Here is a 15,481-nt window from a genome sequence, read left to right as displayed (position 1 = left end):
CGCAACGGCCCGGCCTGCCGGCACCCGCACCCTGTCAACGAGGACGATGCATGCAGAACCAGAACCCGGTTTTCGATGACCTGTCGCGGCTGATGTCGTCGATCGCCGGCACCATGGCAGGTGCCGGCCGCGAGGCGCAGACCCGCATGCAGGAACGCCTGCGCGAAGCGATGGGCGGCCCGGACATGGTCAGCCGCGACGAGTTCGAAGCCGTGAAGGCGATGGCGGCCGAAGCCCGCGCCGAGGTCGAGGCGCTGCGCGCCGAGTTGGCGGCGCTGAAAACCGGCGCCACGGCAAAGGCCGCGCCAAAGGCCGCCGCCAAAGCCGCACCGAAGTCGGCGGCAAAGAAGATCGATATCGCCTGACGCGCGAACGACTATCCACAGTTTTACGGCGGCCGCCATGCTGCTGCCGCTTGCCAACATGGCGCTGCCACCAATATCTGGTGGTATTCACCGGCCAACGCCGCAACTGATGGCGTTGGCAGCAACAAGGAACTTGGCCGATGTCCAGCCTTCAGTTTGATCCCGGCGCCGTGGAATCGGCCCCGATCGACATGCTGGAACAATATTTCGCCAGCCACAACTGGAGCTTCGAGCGCGAGGGCGACGAAGAAATCGTCACCACCGTCAAGGGAAGCTGGTCGGATTACGAACTGCGCGCACTCTGGCGCGAGGATGACCGGGTTTTGCAGTTCATCGCCCTGACCGGGATCAACGCCGCTGCGGCCCGCGGCGACGCCGCCACCCGCGCCAACCTCTTCGAGGCGCTGGCGCTCATCAACGAGCAACTGTGGATCGGCCATTTCGAACAATGGTCGGCGGATGGCGCAATCCTGTTCCGGCATGCGGCATTGCTCGACGGGCCGGAAGAAGCGACGCTCAGCATGCCGCAGGCGCATGCGCTGGTCGATGCCGCGCTCGACGAATGCGAACGCTATTATCCGGTGTTCCAGTTCGTGCTGTGGGGCGGAAAATCCCCGCGCGATGCGCTGGCCGCCGCCATGGTGGAAACCGAAGGCGAGGCCTGACCGACTTCCGGCAGGTTCGATTCCGACGAACGCAGGCCCATCACCGGGAACATGGCAGCCATGCCTTTACTGCATGGCGCAATTTTCTACACAATACAACACACTGAATAACTGCATCTAATTGCCGCCGCAGCACCGCATATGCGGCGATGCAGCATAAACTTGTGCTGAATTCAGCAATCGCTCGCAGATTTTCATTGATCAAAACTGAGCGACGCTCTAATTAGACAACAGAAATTGAGTGCGACTCGGAAATTTGTCGCCAACCCAGCCGGCACCCACACCAGGCCTCCGGCACTGAACAGGAAAGTTCGTCATATGCGCACACTTCTTGGCCTTGCCATCGCCTTCGCAGCGGCTGCCGCCACCCCCGCCTTCGCCAACGCCGAAGCCTGCGCCACCGCGCCGGCCAAGCTGCGCGCCATGACGGCGAACGCCCAGCCGCAGGCCGCGAAGAAGGCGGAACGCAACATCGCCCTCGGCGAAGCGCTCTGCGAAGCCCGCAACCGTTCGGAAGCCGCGAAGAAGTTCAATCTGGCGGCTGTTGCGCTCGGCACCGACCTGGCTGCCGTCATGACACCGGCTGCTTCGGCCAACGTCCAGTAACCTCTAAACCCCGGCGGGCCGCTTCCCCTCCCCTCCCCTGCGCGGCCCGTTGCGGGATTCCGGCGGCAGTTCCCATCAATGGGGGCTGCCGCCGTTTTCATGTGCGGTTCGGCGGCGCCGATGCCGCGCCGGGCTTGAGAGGCGCGGCCGGTGCTGGCAGAAGCAATGGCGCAACCAGCCAACTGCGGACGACCTGCCCTCCATGACGATACCCCGCCTTCTCGACGGACCGGACACCCGCCTGCTGCTGCTGTGCGACCATGCCTCGAACGCGGTGCCGCCGGACATCGCGCTGGGCGTTCCCGCTGCCGCCATGCAGGAACATGTCGCCTATGATCTCGGCGCGGCAGCGGTAACGGCGAAGGTTGCGGCCAGCCTGTCGTGCCCGGCGATCCTCGCAACCGCGTCGCGCCTCGTCGCCGACTGCAACCGCGAACCCGACCATTGCGTCCCCGAACGAAGCGACGGGTTGCTGATCCCCGGCAATGTCGGCCTCGACGGCGCCGACCTCGCGCGAAGGCACGGCATCCATCAGGCGTTCCACGACAGCATCACCACATCGATCACCGGTGCCCAGCCGCAATTGCTGGTGTCGATCCACAGCTTCACCCCGGCCCTCGCTTCGGCGCCCGCGCCCCGCCCGTGGCCGATCGCCATCCTCTGGAACGAGGATTATCGCGCAGCCGAACTGGGCCTTGCAGCACTGGAAGCCGAGGCCGGGCTGCCCGGCCCGGTGGGCGCCAACGAACCCTATTCCGGCAAAGTGTTGAACTACACCATGAACCGCCACGCCGAGGCGAACGGCATCCCCTATCTGGGCTTCGAAATCCGACAGGACCTGCTCAGCAACGATGCCGGCATAGCTCGCTATGCGGCAATCGTCGCCCGAACCATCGCCACCACGCTGGAGGGGCTATGAAGGCGTTTCTGGCGTTCACCGCCAAACTGGTGCTTGGCCTTGTGCTGTTCACGGTGCTGTGGGTCGCGGCCTATCGCCTGCTGAACCCGCCAACCACCTTTCTGATGCTGCGCGACCGGCTTCGCGGCACGGAAGTCCACCAGCAATGGGTCGGGCTTGGCGCCATGTCGGCGCACCTGCCGCGCGCCGTCATCGCCGCCGAGGATTCCCGCTTCTGCGAACATCGCGGCTTCGACGTCGAAGCAATCGAAAAGGCAATGCAACGCAACCAGAAGGGCGGCAAACTGCGCGGCGGATCGACGATCAGCCAGCAGACCGCCAAGAACGCCTTCCTGTGGCCGGGTCGCACCATCGTCCGCAAAGGCGTCGAAGCCTGGTTCACCGTGCTGATCGAGCTGATCTGGGGCAAACCCCGTATCATGGAAGTCTATCTGAACGTCGCCGAGTTCGGCCGCGGTGTCTTCGGCGTCGAGGCTGCATCGAAGCATTATTTCAACAAATCGGCGAAAAACCTGACGCGGATCGAAGCAGCACGTCTGGCGGCGATCCTGCCGCAGCCGATCAAGCGCGACGCCGCATCGCCGGGCCGCTACACCCGGCGCTATGCCGGGCGCATTTCGGCGCGGACGCGTGTCGTCGCCAACGAGGGGCTGGACGACTGCCTCTGGCGCTGACGGCGCGCCGCCGTCAGGCGGTCATGCCGCCGTCCATCACCAGTTCCGAACCCGTCATCAGGGCCGATTCGTCCGAGGCGAGGAACAGGATGCCGTTGGCGATTTCCTCGGGCAGGCCGGGCCGCTGGATCGGCGTCATCATCGCCAGCGCGCCAACCGGCACGGCGTTCGCACCATCGGCAAGTCCCAGCGCCTCGCGCGTGGCGGTAAGTCCGCCATTGTCGATCTTGGTCCAGATCGGGGTGTCGATGATGCCCGGATGCACCGAATTGCAGCGGATGCGCTCGGTCGCATATTCCTTCGCCACCGATTTCGTCAGCAGCCGCACGCCGCCCTTGGTGGCGCTGTAGCCGCCAAGGCCCACTGCGCCTTCCAGCCCGGCAACCGACGAAATATTGATGATCGAACCGCCGCGCCCCGTGCGCCGCATGGCGCGGATGCCGTGCTTGCAGCCAAGAAACACGCCGGTCAGGTTGATCGCAACCTGGTTGTTCCAGTCCTCCAGGCGCATTTCGGTGATCAGTTCGCCTTTGCCGATGCCGGCATTGTTGACCAGAATGTCCAGCCCTCCGAACGCTTGTTCGGTTGCCGTAACGACTGCGATCCATTCATCCTCGGAACGGACATCGTGGTGCTGATAGCGCGCACGACCGCCCGCCTTTTCGATCTGCGCGACCGTTGCCGCGCCGCCCTCGCCGTCGATGTCGGTCACCATGACGGCGGCCCCCTCGCGGGCCAGCGCAAACGCCGCCTCGCGGCCGATGCCGCTTGCGCCACCCGTTACCAGCGCAACCTTGCCGTCCAGTTTCATTTCCTGCTCCTAGCGATGTCGGGTGCATCATGAACGGGGCAGACGGCTTCCCCAAGCTGTGGATGCAAAGAGGTTTCAGCCCGGCTGGTCAGTGGTCCCTCGGGTTCCAGTCGGCGGGTTCGACGCCGCGCCGCATCAGCCGCTGCGCAAGGCCAAGCGCCGTTCCAACCGCAATCGCCACCGTCAGGTCGCTCAGCACCGTCAGCGCGATGGTCAGGAACAGCAGCAGCCGGTCGGCCGAGCGCATACGCAGGCGCTCGGGCCATCGCCTCGGCTCGCTCATGGTCCAGGCGGTCACGATCAGCAGCCCGGCCATCGCCGGCATCACCAGATAGCCCGCAAGCGGCCCCAGCGTCAGCACCACCAGCAGAATCACCAGCGCATGCACGATACCGGCGACGGGCGTGGTGCCGCCGGCGCGCACATTGGTTGCCGTGCGCGCGATCGCGCCGGTTGCAGGCAGGCCGCCGAACAGCGGCGACACGATGTTCGCGGCACCTTGCGCCAGCAGTTCGGCATTGGGGCGGTGGCTCCCCTCGATCATGCGGTCGGCGACGATTGCCGAAAGCAGCGATTCAACCGCCGCCAGAAACGCGATCACAAAGGCGGAAGGCAGCAACGCGGCGATTCTGGCGATGCTGATCGGCGGCAGGGATGGCGGCGGAAAACTTGCGGGCATCGGCCCATAGCGCGAATAGATGCTGTCGACGGGCAGCGACAGCAGCGCAACGGCTGCCGACGCCACGACGACCGCCAGCATCGCGCCGGGCAGGCGCGGCGCCGCCTTTCGCAGTGCAAATATCGCGGCAATGGTGCCAAGGCCGATACCAAGCGCCGCAACATTGGTCGAAGCACGCGCATCCCACAGCGCCGGAACCAGTTCGACCAGATCCGCCGAGACCTTGCCCAGCGACAGGCCCAGCAGATCCTTCAACTGGCTGACGGCGATGATGATGGCGATGCCGATGGTGAACCCCTCGACCACCGGTTCGGGCACCAGCCGGATCAGCCGCCCGACCCGGAACAGCGCGCCGACAACCAGCAGCAGCCCCGCCATCAGCGTCGCCAGCAGCAGCCCGTCGAAGCCGTGCTGGTGGATCACGCCATAGACCACCACGATGAACGCGCCCGTCGGCCCGCCGATCTGCACCCGGCTTCCGCCCAGCAACGAGATCAGCAGCCCGCCGATCACCGCCGTCACCAGCCCGGCCTTTGGGTCTGCACCCGAGGCGATCGCAATGGCGATGCTGAGCGGCAGCGCCACCAGCGCAACCGTGATCCCGGCCACCGCATCGCCCACGAACAGCCGGCGATTATAGGTGGCAAGGGTCGTCAGCAGTTTGGGCTTCATCGGTCGGTCTCGTTCGCGCTTGCCTGCGGGTGGCGCCCGACGAAGGCCGGATAGACGGCAATCACCCCGACGATCGCCGCCAGCAGCAAAGCACCGCGCCCAAGCCGGGCCTGCTCGCCCAGAAGATAGCTGTTACAGAGGCGATCCGGGTATCCCAGATAGAGGAAACCCAGCACCAGCAGCATGGTGACGCCATGCACCCATACGAAGCCGCGCGCAACCACACCAAGCCGCACCCAGCCCCAGCCAAGCGGCACCCCGGCCAGCAGTACCAGGCTTGCAACCTTCACCGCGTCGGTGGTGCGGCTGACAACTGCCGCATCCAGCCAGCGCGGCAGCATCCAGAACGCAAGCACGAACAATCCGACGAGGACGGCCGCCACCGCATCGGCCTGCCGCGCCCCGGCGGCTACGCGATCGGGTGGTAACCGCGCACCAATGGCAAAGCCTGCCGCAACCAGCGCCGGAATCTGCACCAGCATGTGCCGCACCAGAGACGCTTCCCACCAGATGGCAGGCGGCGGCAGGCCGAACAGCGCCACGATGGCCAGAGCCAGCAGAACCCTTCGGCGCCGGCTCATGCCAGTTTGCGCGCGATCTCGAATGCCTCGTCGAAGGCGTCGCTGTCGACGATACGGACGACGCGGCCCCGCCGGTCGACGATGTGAATGGCGGCATTGTGGACGAACCCGCCCGCACCATCCGGCACCGCCACCAGTTCGGTCGCGCGCAGCAGTTCATCTGTCTGCCGGCGCGATGGCGCGCGCACAAAGCTCCACCCGGCGTCGGCGCCGCCGAACCGTTCGGCATAGGCGGAAAGTTCCGCCGGGCCGTCATGCTCGGGGTCGAAACTGAAGGTGACGAGGAGGATGCGGTCCTGCAATCCTTCGCGGCGGATGCGTGCGCGCAATTGCTCGAACCCCGCCCCAAGCACCGAGCAGACGGTCGGGCAGCGGGTATAGACGAAGTCCATCAACACGACCTTGCCCGCCATCGACGAAAAACTGGCGGGTTGGCCGTTCTGGTCTTCCAGCCGGATCGGCGGCAGCGGGCGCGGCTGCCGCGCCACATCCGCGCGCCGCGCCGTTTCGGCGGTGAAGATGGTGAAACCGCCCGTCCCCCACCACAGCAATGCGGCGCCTGCCACCAGCGCCGCGCCAACGGCGGCGATGCCGCGCCGGCTCATTTTCCGGTTGCGTAGCGGGCCAGGCCGGCAATCGTCCGCAGGATGAAGAAGGTGGCCGCCGCCAGCACCACAATCGCGAACACCGAGGCGATCTGGTCATAGACCATCCATTCCGGCAGATGCACCGCCCAGCGGCGCGGCACGCTATGGCTTCCGCCGTTCAGGAACATCAGCACGAACCCGAACCCCGCCAGCACATAAAGCCAGAGCGCCCAGCCCTCGGGCGAGGACGGCGCAAGCGACGCCGGCAGCCGGGCCAGATGATACATGAACGCAAGGATCATCGGCAGCAGGCCAAGCAGCAGATAGAAGTGGAAATGGCCCGGCACCCAGAGCGTGTTGTGCATCACCGAATTGACGACGATCGTCGCATCGATGACCGCCGGCACCACGCCCGCCATCCAGCCGAACATCGACAGGAAGATCAGGCCGCTGATCATGTTCCATTTCATGCCCGAACGGTGCACCAGCGCCAGCGCGCCAAGCCCGGTAACGGTCAGCACCGGGAAGCTGTTGGTATAGGAAAGGATCTGCGCGAAGATCATCGCCCATTTGGGCATGGCGAAGTCCATCAGCAGATGGTGCGGGAAGATCACCAGCACCATGATCGTCGATCCGGCCCAGGCGGCCAGAAACACCTTCGACGACTTGTAGGGGCGGCCGGTGTGCACCGGCAGCAGTTCATAAACCACCGTCACCGCCATGTAGATGGTGGCGTTGATGACGGTGTGGCCGAAGAAATAGATGATGTTCTTGGCGAACAGCGGATCGACCGTGAACCCCGGCACGAACAGGTTGACGATGCTGAGGATAAGGATCGTCGCCCCGGCGATCAGGCAGAGCACCGTCACCACCGTCGACATGGTGCTGGCGACGACCGTGGGCGGCGGCAGTTCCTCGGTCGAGGAGCCGAACAGTTGCGGCCAGCCGAGCGCGCGGAAGATCCCGCCATACCGCCCGACGATCGCGCGCCCGACATCCAGAAACAGCAGCAGAAACCCGACGCCGATCAGCAGCAGGCCGAACAGGTACCAGAACGCCGCCTGCTGTCCCCACACCCCGCCTGATACTGCGGGCAGCGGGTAGAGAAACGTCCAGGCGCTGGCATAGCCGCCGACGAAGGCGGCACCCAGAATCATCACCACGCCAGCCAGAAACAGCAGCAGGTTCACCACCAGCAGCGCACTCGTCAGGCGCACATAACGGCTGAGGAAATACCACATCACCGACGACCCGCCGAGGATCGCGATCCCGACCATCCCGGTGCCGTGCACGGTGAGAAGCTGGTAGAAGCGATCTGCGCCGATTTCCATCCAGCCGGCCTGCGCCAGCCGCATCAGCAACCCGGCAACCACCATCAGCAGGAACACGACCCCGACCAGCGACAAGTTGGTGGCGATCATCCGCCGCCCGAGGCTGTCGATCTCTGGTTCGTGAAATTCTCCGGCGGCCATGGTCCGTCCTCCCTCGTCAGGGCGCTTTCACCTCGATCTGCGCTGTCATGTCGTGGTGCGCCAGTCCGCAATATTCGAGGCACAGCACACGGTAGGTGCCCGGCTGCCGGAAGGTGAAGCGCAGCCGGTTCACATAGCCGGGCATCGCCTGCACCTGCGCATGCAGCCGGTTTTCCGCATCATAGATACCAAAGCCGTGGTTGACGTCGGCGCTGGTGATCCTGAATTCGACCGGCTGCCCCGCGACCACCGTTTCCCGATCGAGATCCCAATACCACTGATGCCCGGTGGCGTTGATCACCTGATCCGGCACCGCCGCACTGGCAGAGGTATATGGCAGGTTGCGAAGCGACGCGAAGGCGACCACCACGCCCAGCAGCACCAGCCCGATGAAAAGCCCCCGGCGATAACCATAGGATGCCTTCTGCACCTTCACCGCATCGGCCGGTTCGCGCGAGCGCACCGCAACCAGCAGAAAGACCAACGCCAGCGCCAGCACCAGCGCGAGTGTGATGTACCAGGCAAGATCCGACATGGCTTTCCCCCGCGTCAGCAGAAGTGCGACCAATACCCGTTTCAGAAAATACTGGTTTGCATCCTAAGTGATTATTTGGCCTTGGGCAATATCGAATGCCATTATCGGGGAACGACGAATCGTCACACCTCGTTCATTGATCAGTGTTTCCTGTCGTCGACATGATCAACGTTGCCGAATTCTCGGGAATTCCTGCCCTCCAGCACCGGACAACGAACATGGCCGATCCGAAATCCAACCAGACGACCGTGCCGCAGCGCATCATCGAACTGCTGGAAGCCGAAGGCATCCGCACATTGTTCGGGATTCCCGATCCACTGGTGCAGCACCTGCACCGCGCCGCCGTCGATCGCGGGTGGGAAGTGATCGCGCCGCACCATGAATCGGCGGGCGCATTCATGGCCGACGCCATGGCCCGCATGACCGGGCGCCCGGCGATCATCTGCGGCAACGAAGGGCCGGGCGTCGCCAACCTGCTGCCCGCCGCCGTCTGCGCCGCCAAGGAAAAGATCCCCGTCATCTTCCTCGGCGGCCAGCGCGCCCGCCGCTATGATGCGCGCGTCCGCCGCAGCCAGTTTCAATACACGCACCAGCCCGAATTCTTCCGCCCGGCGATGAAATATGTCGGCATCATCGAGTTTGCCGATCAGGTGGATGATGTCATGCACGAGGCGTTCCGCCAGGCCATGAGCGGCACGCCCGGCCCGGTCTATGTCGAACTCCCCGAGGATCACAGCCTTACGCAGCTTGCCTGTGGCGAAGCGCCCCGCCCGGAACAGTATCGCGTGGTGCAGCAACTGGCAGATCCGCAATCCGTCCGTCGCGCCGCCGAAATGATCTTCAACGCAGAACTCCCCATCATCCTCAGCGGCACCGGCGTGCACACCGCGCGCGGCCATGCGGCGATGCAGGCGCTGGCCGAACATGCGGGCTGCCCAGTCATCCCGAGCTGGGGCGGACGCGGCACCTTGCCCGACACCCACGCACAGGTGCTGCCCTATTCGACGGAGCAGGCGAACGCCGCCATCGCCGCCGCCGATGTGGTGCTGGCCGTCGGCACCGGCATCGGCGAGCCGCTGCACTATGGCACCGACAGCCACTGGGCCGTCGGGCGAACGGATCGCAAATGGATCTACATCGAACGCGACCCCGGCAACATCGGCGTGAACCGGCCGATCGACGTGCCGCTGGTCGGCAATCTCGTCGATGTCGTGCCGCAACTGCATCAGGCGCTCGCCGAACTCGGGCCGATGCGCCCGTTCCCGCAGCTTGCCGCATGGCGGCAGACGCTGGCGGAAGGCCGCGCCGCGATGATCGCCGCCGCGCCCGACACCATGCCCATCCACCCAGGCCGGATGATCGTCGAAGTAACGCGCGAACTGCCCGACGACACGGTGATCGTCCGCGATGGCGGCTGCACCTCGCTCTGGGAACTGGCCTACAACGAACTGCGCGGACGGGACTATCTGTGGACGTCGAAGTTCGGGCATCTGGGCGTTGGCCTGCCCTATGCGATCGGGGCGCAGCTTGCTGTCGGCAATGACCGGCGGGTCTGCCTGATCACTGGCGATTCCGCGTTCCAGTTCCATATTTCGGAACTGGAAACCGCCGTCCGCAAGAAGCTGCCGATTGTCTGCGTCGTCAATTACGACGCTGCGTGGGGCATGGAGCATCTGCCCGCCTACGCCGCCTTCGGCGAAAACCGCGACGTCGAGGTGAAGTGGGGCGAAGTCAGGTTCGACCGGATCGCCGAAGGATTCGGTGCCTACGGCCAGTATGTCGATCGAACCGCCGACATCGGCCCGGCGATCCGGCGCGCCCTGGAAAGCGGCCGCACCAGCGTGGTGCAGATCGCCGTCGATCCGGTGGTGAATGCGCTGCAGGCGCCGAACTTCGCCGAGTTTGCCACCTGGTACGGGTCGGGCCTCTACTGAGGCCGGTCAGGCGATTCCGGTAAAGGCCCAGCCCAGCGTTTCACCCGCGTGGAACGGCACCAGCCGCGCACCCTGAAGGTCCAGGAATTCCGGCACCTGCGTCGGGCGGCGCTCCAGCCGGACCAGTTCGTCGTTCAGGGGCAGCCCGTAAAAGCGCGGCCCATTCTCGCTGGCGAAGGCCTGCAACCGGTCCAGCGCGCCTTCCTCGTCGAACACGGCGGCATAGCTTTCCAGCGCATGGGGCGCGCAGAAAATGCCGGCGCAACCGCAGGCCGATTCCTTTGCCGTAACAGCATGTGGCGCGGTGTCGGTGCCAAGAAAGAACTTCGCCGAACCCGATGTCGCGGCCTTGCGCAGGGCAAGCCGATGCCGTTCGCGCTTGGCGACAGGCAGGCAATAGGCGTGTGGCCGGATCCCGCCGTCGAAGATGGCGTTGCGGTTGATGTGCAGATGGTGCGGCGTGATGGTGGCCGCAACATTCGGCCCCGCAGCCTCGACGAAGGCGACCGCCTGTTCGGTGGTGATATGCTCCAGCACCAGCTTCAGGCCCGGATAGCGGACTGTCAGCGGCGTCAGCACCCGCTCGATGAACACCGCCTCGCGGTCGAAAATGTCGACTGTTCGATCCGTCACTTCGCCATGCACCAGCAGCGGCAGGCCGATTTCCTGCATCCGCTGCAACACGCCATCCAGCCGCCCGATATCGGTGACGCCATGGCTGCTGTTGGTGGTGGCGTGCGCCGGATAGAGCTTGGCGGCGGTGAACAGGCCTTCCACCGCGCCACGGGCCAGATCGTCGGCATCGGTCGTGTCGGTCAGGTAGCATGTCATCAGCGGCTCGAAGCCGTATGCGGGATCGACGGCTTCCAGAATGCGCTGCCGATAGGCCTTGGCGTCGGCCACGGTCAGCACCGGCGGTACCAGATTGGGCATGACGATGGCGCGGCGGAACTGCCGCGCCGTGCTGTCGGCCACCGCCTTCAGCATCGGGCCGTCGCGCAGGTGGGCGTGCCAGTCGTCCGGGCGGCGGAGAAGAAGAACGTCGGGGCTGCTCATGGTCTGATCCGCTAGCCCCGACTGCCGGCGAATGCCACGGGAATCGTCAGCGCCCCCGTCCATGATGGCCCACGTCAATTTTCTGACGCCCCAGCGCACAAGCGTCAATTTCCTGACGGCAATGCCCTAAGCCACACCGTCCGCACCGAGGATGGCGCAGTTGGCACGGCCTTTGCTGCACCCTGAACGACCCGCGCCGGAAAAGCTTGCGGGCCTGAAAAAAGAAACCGGGCAGAAGAAAGGGTGCGCGATGATCGGTGCGGAAAGGCCGGAACATGGGCCGGGTGGGCTGGCAGCCTGGTTTGCGGGTCTGCTGGCAACAGCATCCCCGGCGCCGGTCATGGCCGACCGCAAGACCATCGCGCTGTTCGATCTCGCCCGGCAGGTGGCGCCGGGCCGCGCGACGGTGCTCGTCACCGGCCCCTCGGGCGCCGGCAAAGAGGTGGTGGCGCGCTTCCTGCACGACGAAAGCCCGCGCCGCCGGCAGCCGTTCCTTGCGCTGAACTGCGCGGCACTTCCGGAAACCATGCTCGAAGCCATGCTGTTCGGCTATGAACGCGGCGCCTTCACCGGCGCGCAAGGTGCGTCGGCCGGGCTGTTCCGCGCGGCCAGCGGGGGCACACTGTTTCTCGATGAGCTGGGCGAACTGCCGCTCAGCCTTCAGGCAAAGCTGCTGCGCGCGGTCGAACTGGGGGAAGTGCTGCCGCTTGGCGCGACGGCGCCGGTCACCGTCGATGTGCGCCTCGTGGCGGCAACCAACCGCAACCTCGCCGCCGAGGTCGCGGCAGGCCGCTTCCGCGCCGACCTTTATTGGCGCCTCGCGGTGTTCCCGCTGGCGATCCCGCCGCTTGCCGAGCGACCGGCCGACATCCTGCCGCTTGCCGCCATGCTGCTGCGCCGCAACGGCGTCGTCGCGGCGCCAACCATGGGCGCGTTGCAGGCGCTCCTCAGCCACGACTGGCCGGGGAATGTGCGCGAACTCTCGAACGTGCTGGAGCGTGCGGCGATCCTGGCCGGTGGCCAGCCGATCGCCACGCACCATATCGGCATCGAGGTTCGGCAACCCGCCGCATCGTCCCTTGCCGACGACCTCCGCCAGCATGAAACGCAGGCGCTGCAAACCGCGCTTGCCGAAACCGACGGCCGCCGTTCCGAAGCGGCGGCGCGGCTCGGCATTTCCGAGCGCGCGCTTCGCTACAAGCTGGCGGCACTTGCCGGACGTCCGCGCAACCCGGCGCGCGCTGGCGCATCCGCCCGGCTCGTGCTCGCATGAACGGCATTTCCCCTTCGCTCGGCATGTCGGGCGTGCTGGCGCTAAGGGCGGAAATCGTCCAGCGCAGCCAGGCGCTGGCGCCCGCAACCGCACCCGCCGGCGGCACAACGCAATCCACCGCCCAGGGGTTCGGCGGCGCCATGGCCGACGCGCTGAAAGCGGTGAACGGGCTGCAAGCCGAAGCGCAGGCTGCGGGCGCATCATGGGAACGCGGCGACACGCAGGACATCGCTGCCGTGATGCTTGGCAGGCAGAAAGCCGCCATCGCGTTCGAGGCCACGCTGCAGGCGCGCAACCGCCTGCTCGGTGCCTACCGCGATGTCATGAACATGCCGGTCTGAGATGGCGGGCACCGAAATTTCCGGCACCGGTCCGCTCTCTGGCTCGCTCTCCGGCGCGCTTCCGGCACCCGTCGGTCAGGCGCTCGCCCGTTTGCGCGCCAGCCCCGTCATGTCGCGGGCGGCGTTGCCCGCTCTTGCCGCCGCCGTCATCGGCCTTGCCCTGATCGGCTGGCTGCTGCTTGGGCCGTCGGCGCGCGCGCCGCTGTTCCGCCAATTGCCCGACAGCGACAAGGCAGCCGTCGTGTCGGCGCTGGAAACCGCCGGGTTCGATGTCGGGCTGGATGCAGCCAGCGGCGACGTGCTGCTTCCATCCGCCGACCATGCCCGCGCGCGGATGATCCTTGCCGGGCAGGGCCTGCCGCGCGCGGCGCCCGGCGGCGCCGAACTTCTGGCCGACATGCCGCTTGGCACCAGCCGCGCCATCGAAGGCGCGCGGCTGAAATCCGCCGAGGAACGCGAACTCGCCCGATCGATCGAATCGTTGCAGGGCATCGAAGCCGCGCGCGTGCTGATCGCCCGGCCCGAAGCTTCGCCTTTCGTGCGCGAACAGGTCCCCGTCACGGCGTCGATCACGCTGACGCTTGCGCCGGGGCGCAGCCTTTCCGATACGCAGGCGCGCGCAATCGTGCATCTGGTCGCGGGCGCCGTACCCGGCCTTTCGCCCGACAATGTGGCGATCGCCGACCAGTCGGGCCGCCTGCTGGCCGGTGAACCCGGCCCCGGCCGACTGGCCGGAGACGACCGCCGCCTGCGTTTGCAAACAGCAATCGAAGAACGGGCGCGCCAGTCGATCCTGCAACTGCTCGGCCCGATCGTCGGGCGCGAAAACGTCACTGCGCAGGTGTCGGTCGATCTGGATTTCGCCGCACACGAGGCAACGCAGGAACGCTATGATCCGGCAGGCGCGTTGCGCTCCGAACAGACCAGCCGCAGCACTGCGTCGGAACCCAGGGCGATGGGGATACCGGGGGCGCTGTCGAACAGCATTCCCGCCGCCGCCAGCGTTTCGGCAACTGCGCCAGTCGCTGCCGGGCCGCAGGTCAGCGCAACCGGCAACGAGGCAGCCACCCGGAACTTCGAACTCGGCCGCTCGGTCGAAGTGACCAGCCGGAGCGGCGGGCAGATCCGCCGGCTGACGGCGGCCGTCGCCATCCGTGCGGGCGCTCTTGGGCCGGCCAAAGGCCGCGACAAGGTTCTGGCCGACATGCGCGCGCTCGTCGAAGGGGCGGTCGGCTACGATCAGGCACGCGGCGACAGGATCGCCGTATCCGCGCGCGACTTTGCCACAGCCCGGCCAGACGAAGTGCCGCTGTGGCGCGAGCCGCTGGTAGTGGAAGGCAGCCGCTGGCTCGCCGTCGCGCTGGTGGCGATTGCGCTGCTGGCGTTCGTCGTGCGGCCGGTGCTGAAACGGCTGATGGCTGCCAGCCCCGCCATGCCTGACCGGGCGGGCGCAACCGGCACGATCATCGGCGGCGCGCCACCTGCACCGCTGCCTCCGGCCGACTATTCCGCCAAGCTGGCCGAGACGCGGCTGCTCGCCGCCTCCGACAGCGCGCGCGTTACCGCCGTCGCCCGCCGGCTGCTGGCCGCCCCCGCAGGCGACGCGTGATGCTGACAGGTGCACAGAAAACGGCGTTGCTGCTGCTCCTCCTCGAAGGGCCTGAGGCCGCTGCCATGCTGGCGCGCCTCGCCCCCGCCGAAGTGGAAACCGTCGGCCGCGCAATGCTTTCCGTCGCCGAGGCGACGCCAGCGACGATCGACACCCTGCTCGATGAAGTGCTTGCAATCGCCAGCGAAACGGTAGCCGTCGGCACCGGCCCTGCGACCATGCGCGACCTGTTCGGCAAGGCGCTTGGCGAGGAACGGGCGGGCGGCATGATCGAACGCATCGGCGACGATGCCACGCAGCCGCTGTTCGCCCGGCTGCAATGGCTGGAACCTTACGCCATCGCCAGCCTGCTCGAGGGGGAGCACCCGCAGGCGCAGGCGTTCATCCTCGCCCGGCTCGACACGGCGCGCGCGGCAGCCGTGCTGGCTCGGCTGCCCGCAGAACTGCAACCCGACCTCGTGCGCCGGATCGCAACCATGGGACCAGTGACGCCGCACGCCGCCGAAGCACTGGATGCCGCACTCGAAGCGCGCATCAGCAACGCCCGGCCAAGGCAGCCGCTGGTCGGGCATGGCGGGATGCAGCGGGCCGCCGATCTCATCAATCTGGCCGGCCTCGACGAGGAAGCGGCGCTACGGGCGCTTGGCGACGCCGACCCGGCGGCAGCGGAAATTCTTTCGGAAACGCTGTTCACCTTCGCCG

The 15,481-nt window shown here is 66.6% G+C and carries 17 protein-coding genes; 10 read left to right on the top strand and 7 right to left on the bottom strand.

Features of this window, described 5'->3' with window-relative positions; translation table 11 throughout:
- Positions 1-50 precede the first annotated feature (50 nt).
- The 5 genes from AC16JP_RS06890 to mtgA all read left to right on the top strand — a co-directional run bounded on the left by AC16JP_RS06890 (position 51) and on the right by mtgA (position 3,229).
- A complete protein-coding gene (locus tag AC16JP_RS06890; RefSeq protein ID WP_484339869.1) occupies positions 51-365 on the top strand; it encodes an accessory factor UbiK family protein in 315 nt (104 codons plus the stop codon).
- A gap of 140 nt (positions 366-505) precedes the next feature.
- The gene (locus AC16JP_RS06885) at positions 506-1,030 is read left to right on the top strand and encodes a type III secretion system chaperone family protein (RefSeq protein ID WP_484339868.1); all 525 of its coding nucleotides are present in this window, start codon (positions 506-508) and stop codon (positions 1,028-1,030) included.
- 318 nt (positions 1,031-1,348) lie between these two features.
- Positions 1,349-1,636, top strand: a complete 288-nt coding sequence (locus tag AC16JP_RS06880) for a hypothetical protein (protein ID WP_484339867.1) — start codon at positions 1,349-1,351, stop codon at positions 1,634-1,636.
- Between the two features lie 202 nt (positions 1,637-1,838).
- Complete coding sequence (locus AC16JP_RS06875; RefSeq protein ID WP_484339866.1) at positions 1,839-2,555, top strand: N-formylglutamate amidohydrolase; 717 nt, start codon at positions 1,839-1,841, stop codon at positions 2,553-2,555.
- Entirely contained in the window at positions 2,552-3,229 is a 678-nt protein-coding gene (gene mtgA / locus AC16JP_RS06870) for a monofunctional biosynthetic peptidoglycan transglycosylase (protein ID WP_484339865.1), read from the top strand. Before AC16JP_RS06875 ends, mtgA begins: the two co-directional genes overlap by 4 nt.
- A gap of 13 nt (positions 3,230-3,242) precedes the next feature.
- On the opposite strand, the gene AC16JP_RS06865 is transcribed toward mtgA, so the two are convergent.
- From AC16JP_RS06865 to AC16JP_RS06840, 6 genes are all read right to left on the bottom strand, one after another.
- Positions 3,243-4,040: an SDR family NAD(P)-dependent oxidoreductase gene (locus tag AC16JP_RS06865; RefSeq protein WP_484339864.1), complete on the bottom strand. Its 798-nt coding sequence runs from the start codon at positions 4,038-4,040 to the stop codon at positions 3,243-3,245.
- Between the two features lie 88 nt (positions 4,041-4,128).
- Positions 4,129-5,391 carry a SulP family inorganic anion transporter gene (locus tag AC16JP_RS06860; RefSeq protein ID WP_484339863.1) on the bottom strand — a complete coding sequence of 421 codons (1,263 nt, stop codon included), beginning with the start codon at positions 5,389-5,391 and terminating at the stop codon, positions 4,129-4,131.
- Positions 5,388-5,972: a hypothetical protein gene (locus tag AC16JP_RS06855; protein WP_484339862.1), complete on the bottom strand. Its 585-nt coding sequence runs from the start codon at positions 5,970-5,972 to the stop codon at positions 5,388-5,390. Before AC16JP_RS06855 ends, AC16JP_RS06860 begins: the two co-directional genes overlap by 4 nt.
- Complete coding sequence (locus AC16JP_RS06850) at positions 5,969-6,577, bottom strand: SCO family protein (RefSeq protein WP_484339861.1); 609 nt, start codon at positions 6,575-6,577, stop codon at positions 5,969-5,971. The genes AC16JP_RS06855 and AC16JP_RS06850 overlap by 4 nt, the downstream gene beginning before the upstream one ends.
- On the bottom strand, positions 6,574-8,031 hold the full coding sequence (locus tag AC16JP_RS06845; protein WP_484339860.1) for a cbb3-type cytochrome c oxidase subunit I: 1,458 nt from the start codon (positions 8,029-8,031) through the stop codon (positions 6,574-6,576). Before AC16JP_RS06845 ends, AC16JP_RS06850 begins: the two co-directional genes overlap by 4 nt.
- 16 nt (positions 8,032-8,047) lie before the next feature.
- The gene (locus AC16JP_RS06840; protein WP_484339859.1) at positions 8,048-8,566 is read right to left on the bottom strand and encodes a hypothetical protein; all 519 of its coding nucleotides are present in this window, start codon (positions 8,564-8,566) and stop codon (positions 8,048-8,050) included.
- 218 nt (positions 8,567-8,784) lie between these two features.
- On the opposite strand from AC16JP_RS06840, the gene AC16JP_RS06835 reads away from it, so the two are divergent.
- Complete coding sequence (locus AC16JP_RS06835; protein ID WP_484339858.1) at positions 8,785-10,500, top strand: thiamine pyrophosphate-binding protein; 1,716 nt, start codon at positions 8,785-8,787, stop codon at positions 10,498-10,500.
- A gap of 6 nt (positions 10,501-10,506) precedes the next feature.
- Here AC16JP_RS06835 and pyrC read toward each other — a convergent pair whose 3' ends face one another.
- Positions 10,507-11,556, bottom strand: coding sequence for a dihydroorotase (gene pyrC / locus AC16JP_RS06830; protein ID WP_484339857.1), 1,050 nt, complete (start codon positions 11,554-11,556; stop codon positions 10,507-10,509).
- A 340-nt stretch (positions 11,557-11,896) separates the two neighbouring features.
- Here pyrC and AC16JP_RS06825 point away from each other — a divergent pair, with 340 nt between their 5' ends.
- The 4 genes from AC16JP_RS06825 to AC16JP_RS06810 form a co-directional block, all read left to right on the top strand.
- Positions 11,897-12,829, top strand: a complete 933-nt coding sequence (locus AC16JP_RS06825) for a sigma-54 interaction domain-containing protein (protein ID WP_484339856.1) — start codon at positions 11,897-11,899, stop codon at positions 12,827-12,829.
- Positions 12,826-13,170, top strand: coding sequence for a flagellar hook-basal body complex protein FliE (fliE, locus tag AC16JP_RS06820; protein ID WP_484339855.1), 345 nt, complete (start codon positions 12,826-12,828; stop codon positions 13,168-13,170). The genes AC16JP_RS06825 and fliE overlap by 4 nt, the downstream gene beginning before the upstream one ends.
- A gap of 1 nt (position 13,171) precedes the next feature.
- Complete coding sequence (fliF, locus tag AC16JP_RS06815; RefSeq protein ID WP_484339854.1) at positions 13,172-14,779, top strand: flagellar basal-body MS-ring/collar protein FliF; 1,608 nt, start codon at positions 13,172-13,174, stop codon at positions 14,777-14,779.
- Positions 14,779-15,481 (top strand): hypothetical protein (locus tag AC16JP_RS06810; RefSeq protein WP_484339853.1); only part of this gene is annotated, 703 nt, incomplete at its 3' end. The genes fliF and AC16JP_RS06810, both read left to right, overlap by 1 nt.

It is taken from the genome of Sandaracinobacteroides sp. (assembly GCF_057137845.1).
The sequence above is the reverse complement of the archived record's forward strand: the minus strand, read 5'-3'. Positions and strand labels throughout refer to the sequence as shown.

Excerpts from the sequence above, each read along its gene's own strand:
- AC16JP_RS06890 (WP_484339869.1), top strand. The coding sequence starts at position 51 with ATGCAGAACCAGAACCCGGTTTTCGATGACCTGTCGCGGCTGATGTCG.
- AC16JP_RS06885 (WP_484339868.1), top strand. The coding sequence starts at position 506 with ATGTCCAGCCTTCAGTTTGATCCCGGCGCCGTGGAATCGGCCCCGATC.
- AC16JP_RS06880 (WP_484339867.1), top strand. The coding sequence starts at position 1,349 with ATGCGCACACTTCTTGGCCTTGCCATCGCCTTCGCAGCGGCTGCCGCC.
- AC16JP_RS06875 (WP_484339866.1), top strand. The coding sequence starts at position 1,839 with ATGACGATACCCCGCCTTCTCGACGGACCGGACACCCGCCTGCTGCTG.
- mtgA (WP_484339865.1), top strand. The coding sequence starts at position 2,552 with ATGAAGGCGTTTCTGGCGTTCACCGCCAAACTGGTGCTTGGCCTTGTG.
- AC16JP_RS06865 (WP_484339864.1), bottom strand. The coding sequence starts at position 4,040 with ATGAAACTGGACGGCAAGGTTGCGCTGGTAACGGGTGGCGCAAGCGGC.
- AC16JP_RS06860 (WP_484339863.1), bottom strand. The coding sequence starts at position 5,391 with ATGAAGCCCAAACTGCTGACGACCCTTGCCACCTATAATCGCCGGCTG.
- AC16JP_RS06855 (WP_484339862.1), bottom strand. The coding sequence starts at position 5,972 with ATGAGCCGGCGCCGAAGGGTTCTGCTGGCTCTGGCCATCGTGGCGCTG.
- AC16JP_RS06850 (WP_484339861.1), bottom strand. The coding sequence starts at position 6,577 with ATGAGCCGGCGCGGCATCGCCGCCGTTGGCGCGGCGCTGGTGGCAGGC.
- AC16JP_RS06845 (WP_484339860.1), bottom strand. The coding sequence starts at position 8,031 with ATGGCCGCCGGAGAATTTCACGAACCAGAGATCGACAGCCTCGGGCGG.
- AC16JP_RS06840 (WP_484339859.1), bottom strand. The coding sequence starts at position 8,566 with ATGTCGGATCTTGCCTGGTACATCACACTCGCGCTGGTGCTGGCGCTG.
- AC16JP_RS06835 (WP_484339858.1), top strand. The coding sequence starts at position 8,785 with ATGGCCGATCCGAAATCCAACCAGACGACCGTGCCGCAGCGCATCATC.
- pyrC (WP_484339857.1), bottom strand. The coding sequence starts at position 11,556 with ATGAGCAGCCCCGACGTTCTTCTTCTCCGCCGCCCGGACGACTGGCAC.
- AC16JP_RS06825 (WP_484339856.1), top strand. The coding sequence starts at position 11,897 with ATGGCCGACCGCAAGACCATCGCGCTGTTCGATCTCGCCCGGCAGGTG.
- fliE (WP_484339855.1), top strand. The coding sequence starts at position 12,826 with ATGAACGGCATTTCCCCTTCGCTCGGCATGTCGGGCGTGCTGGCGCTA.
- fliF (WP_484339854.1), top strand. The coding sequence starts at position 13,172 with ATGGCGGGCACCGAAATTTCCGGCACCGGTCCGCTCTCTGGCTCGCTC.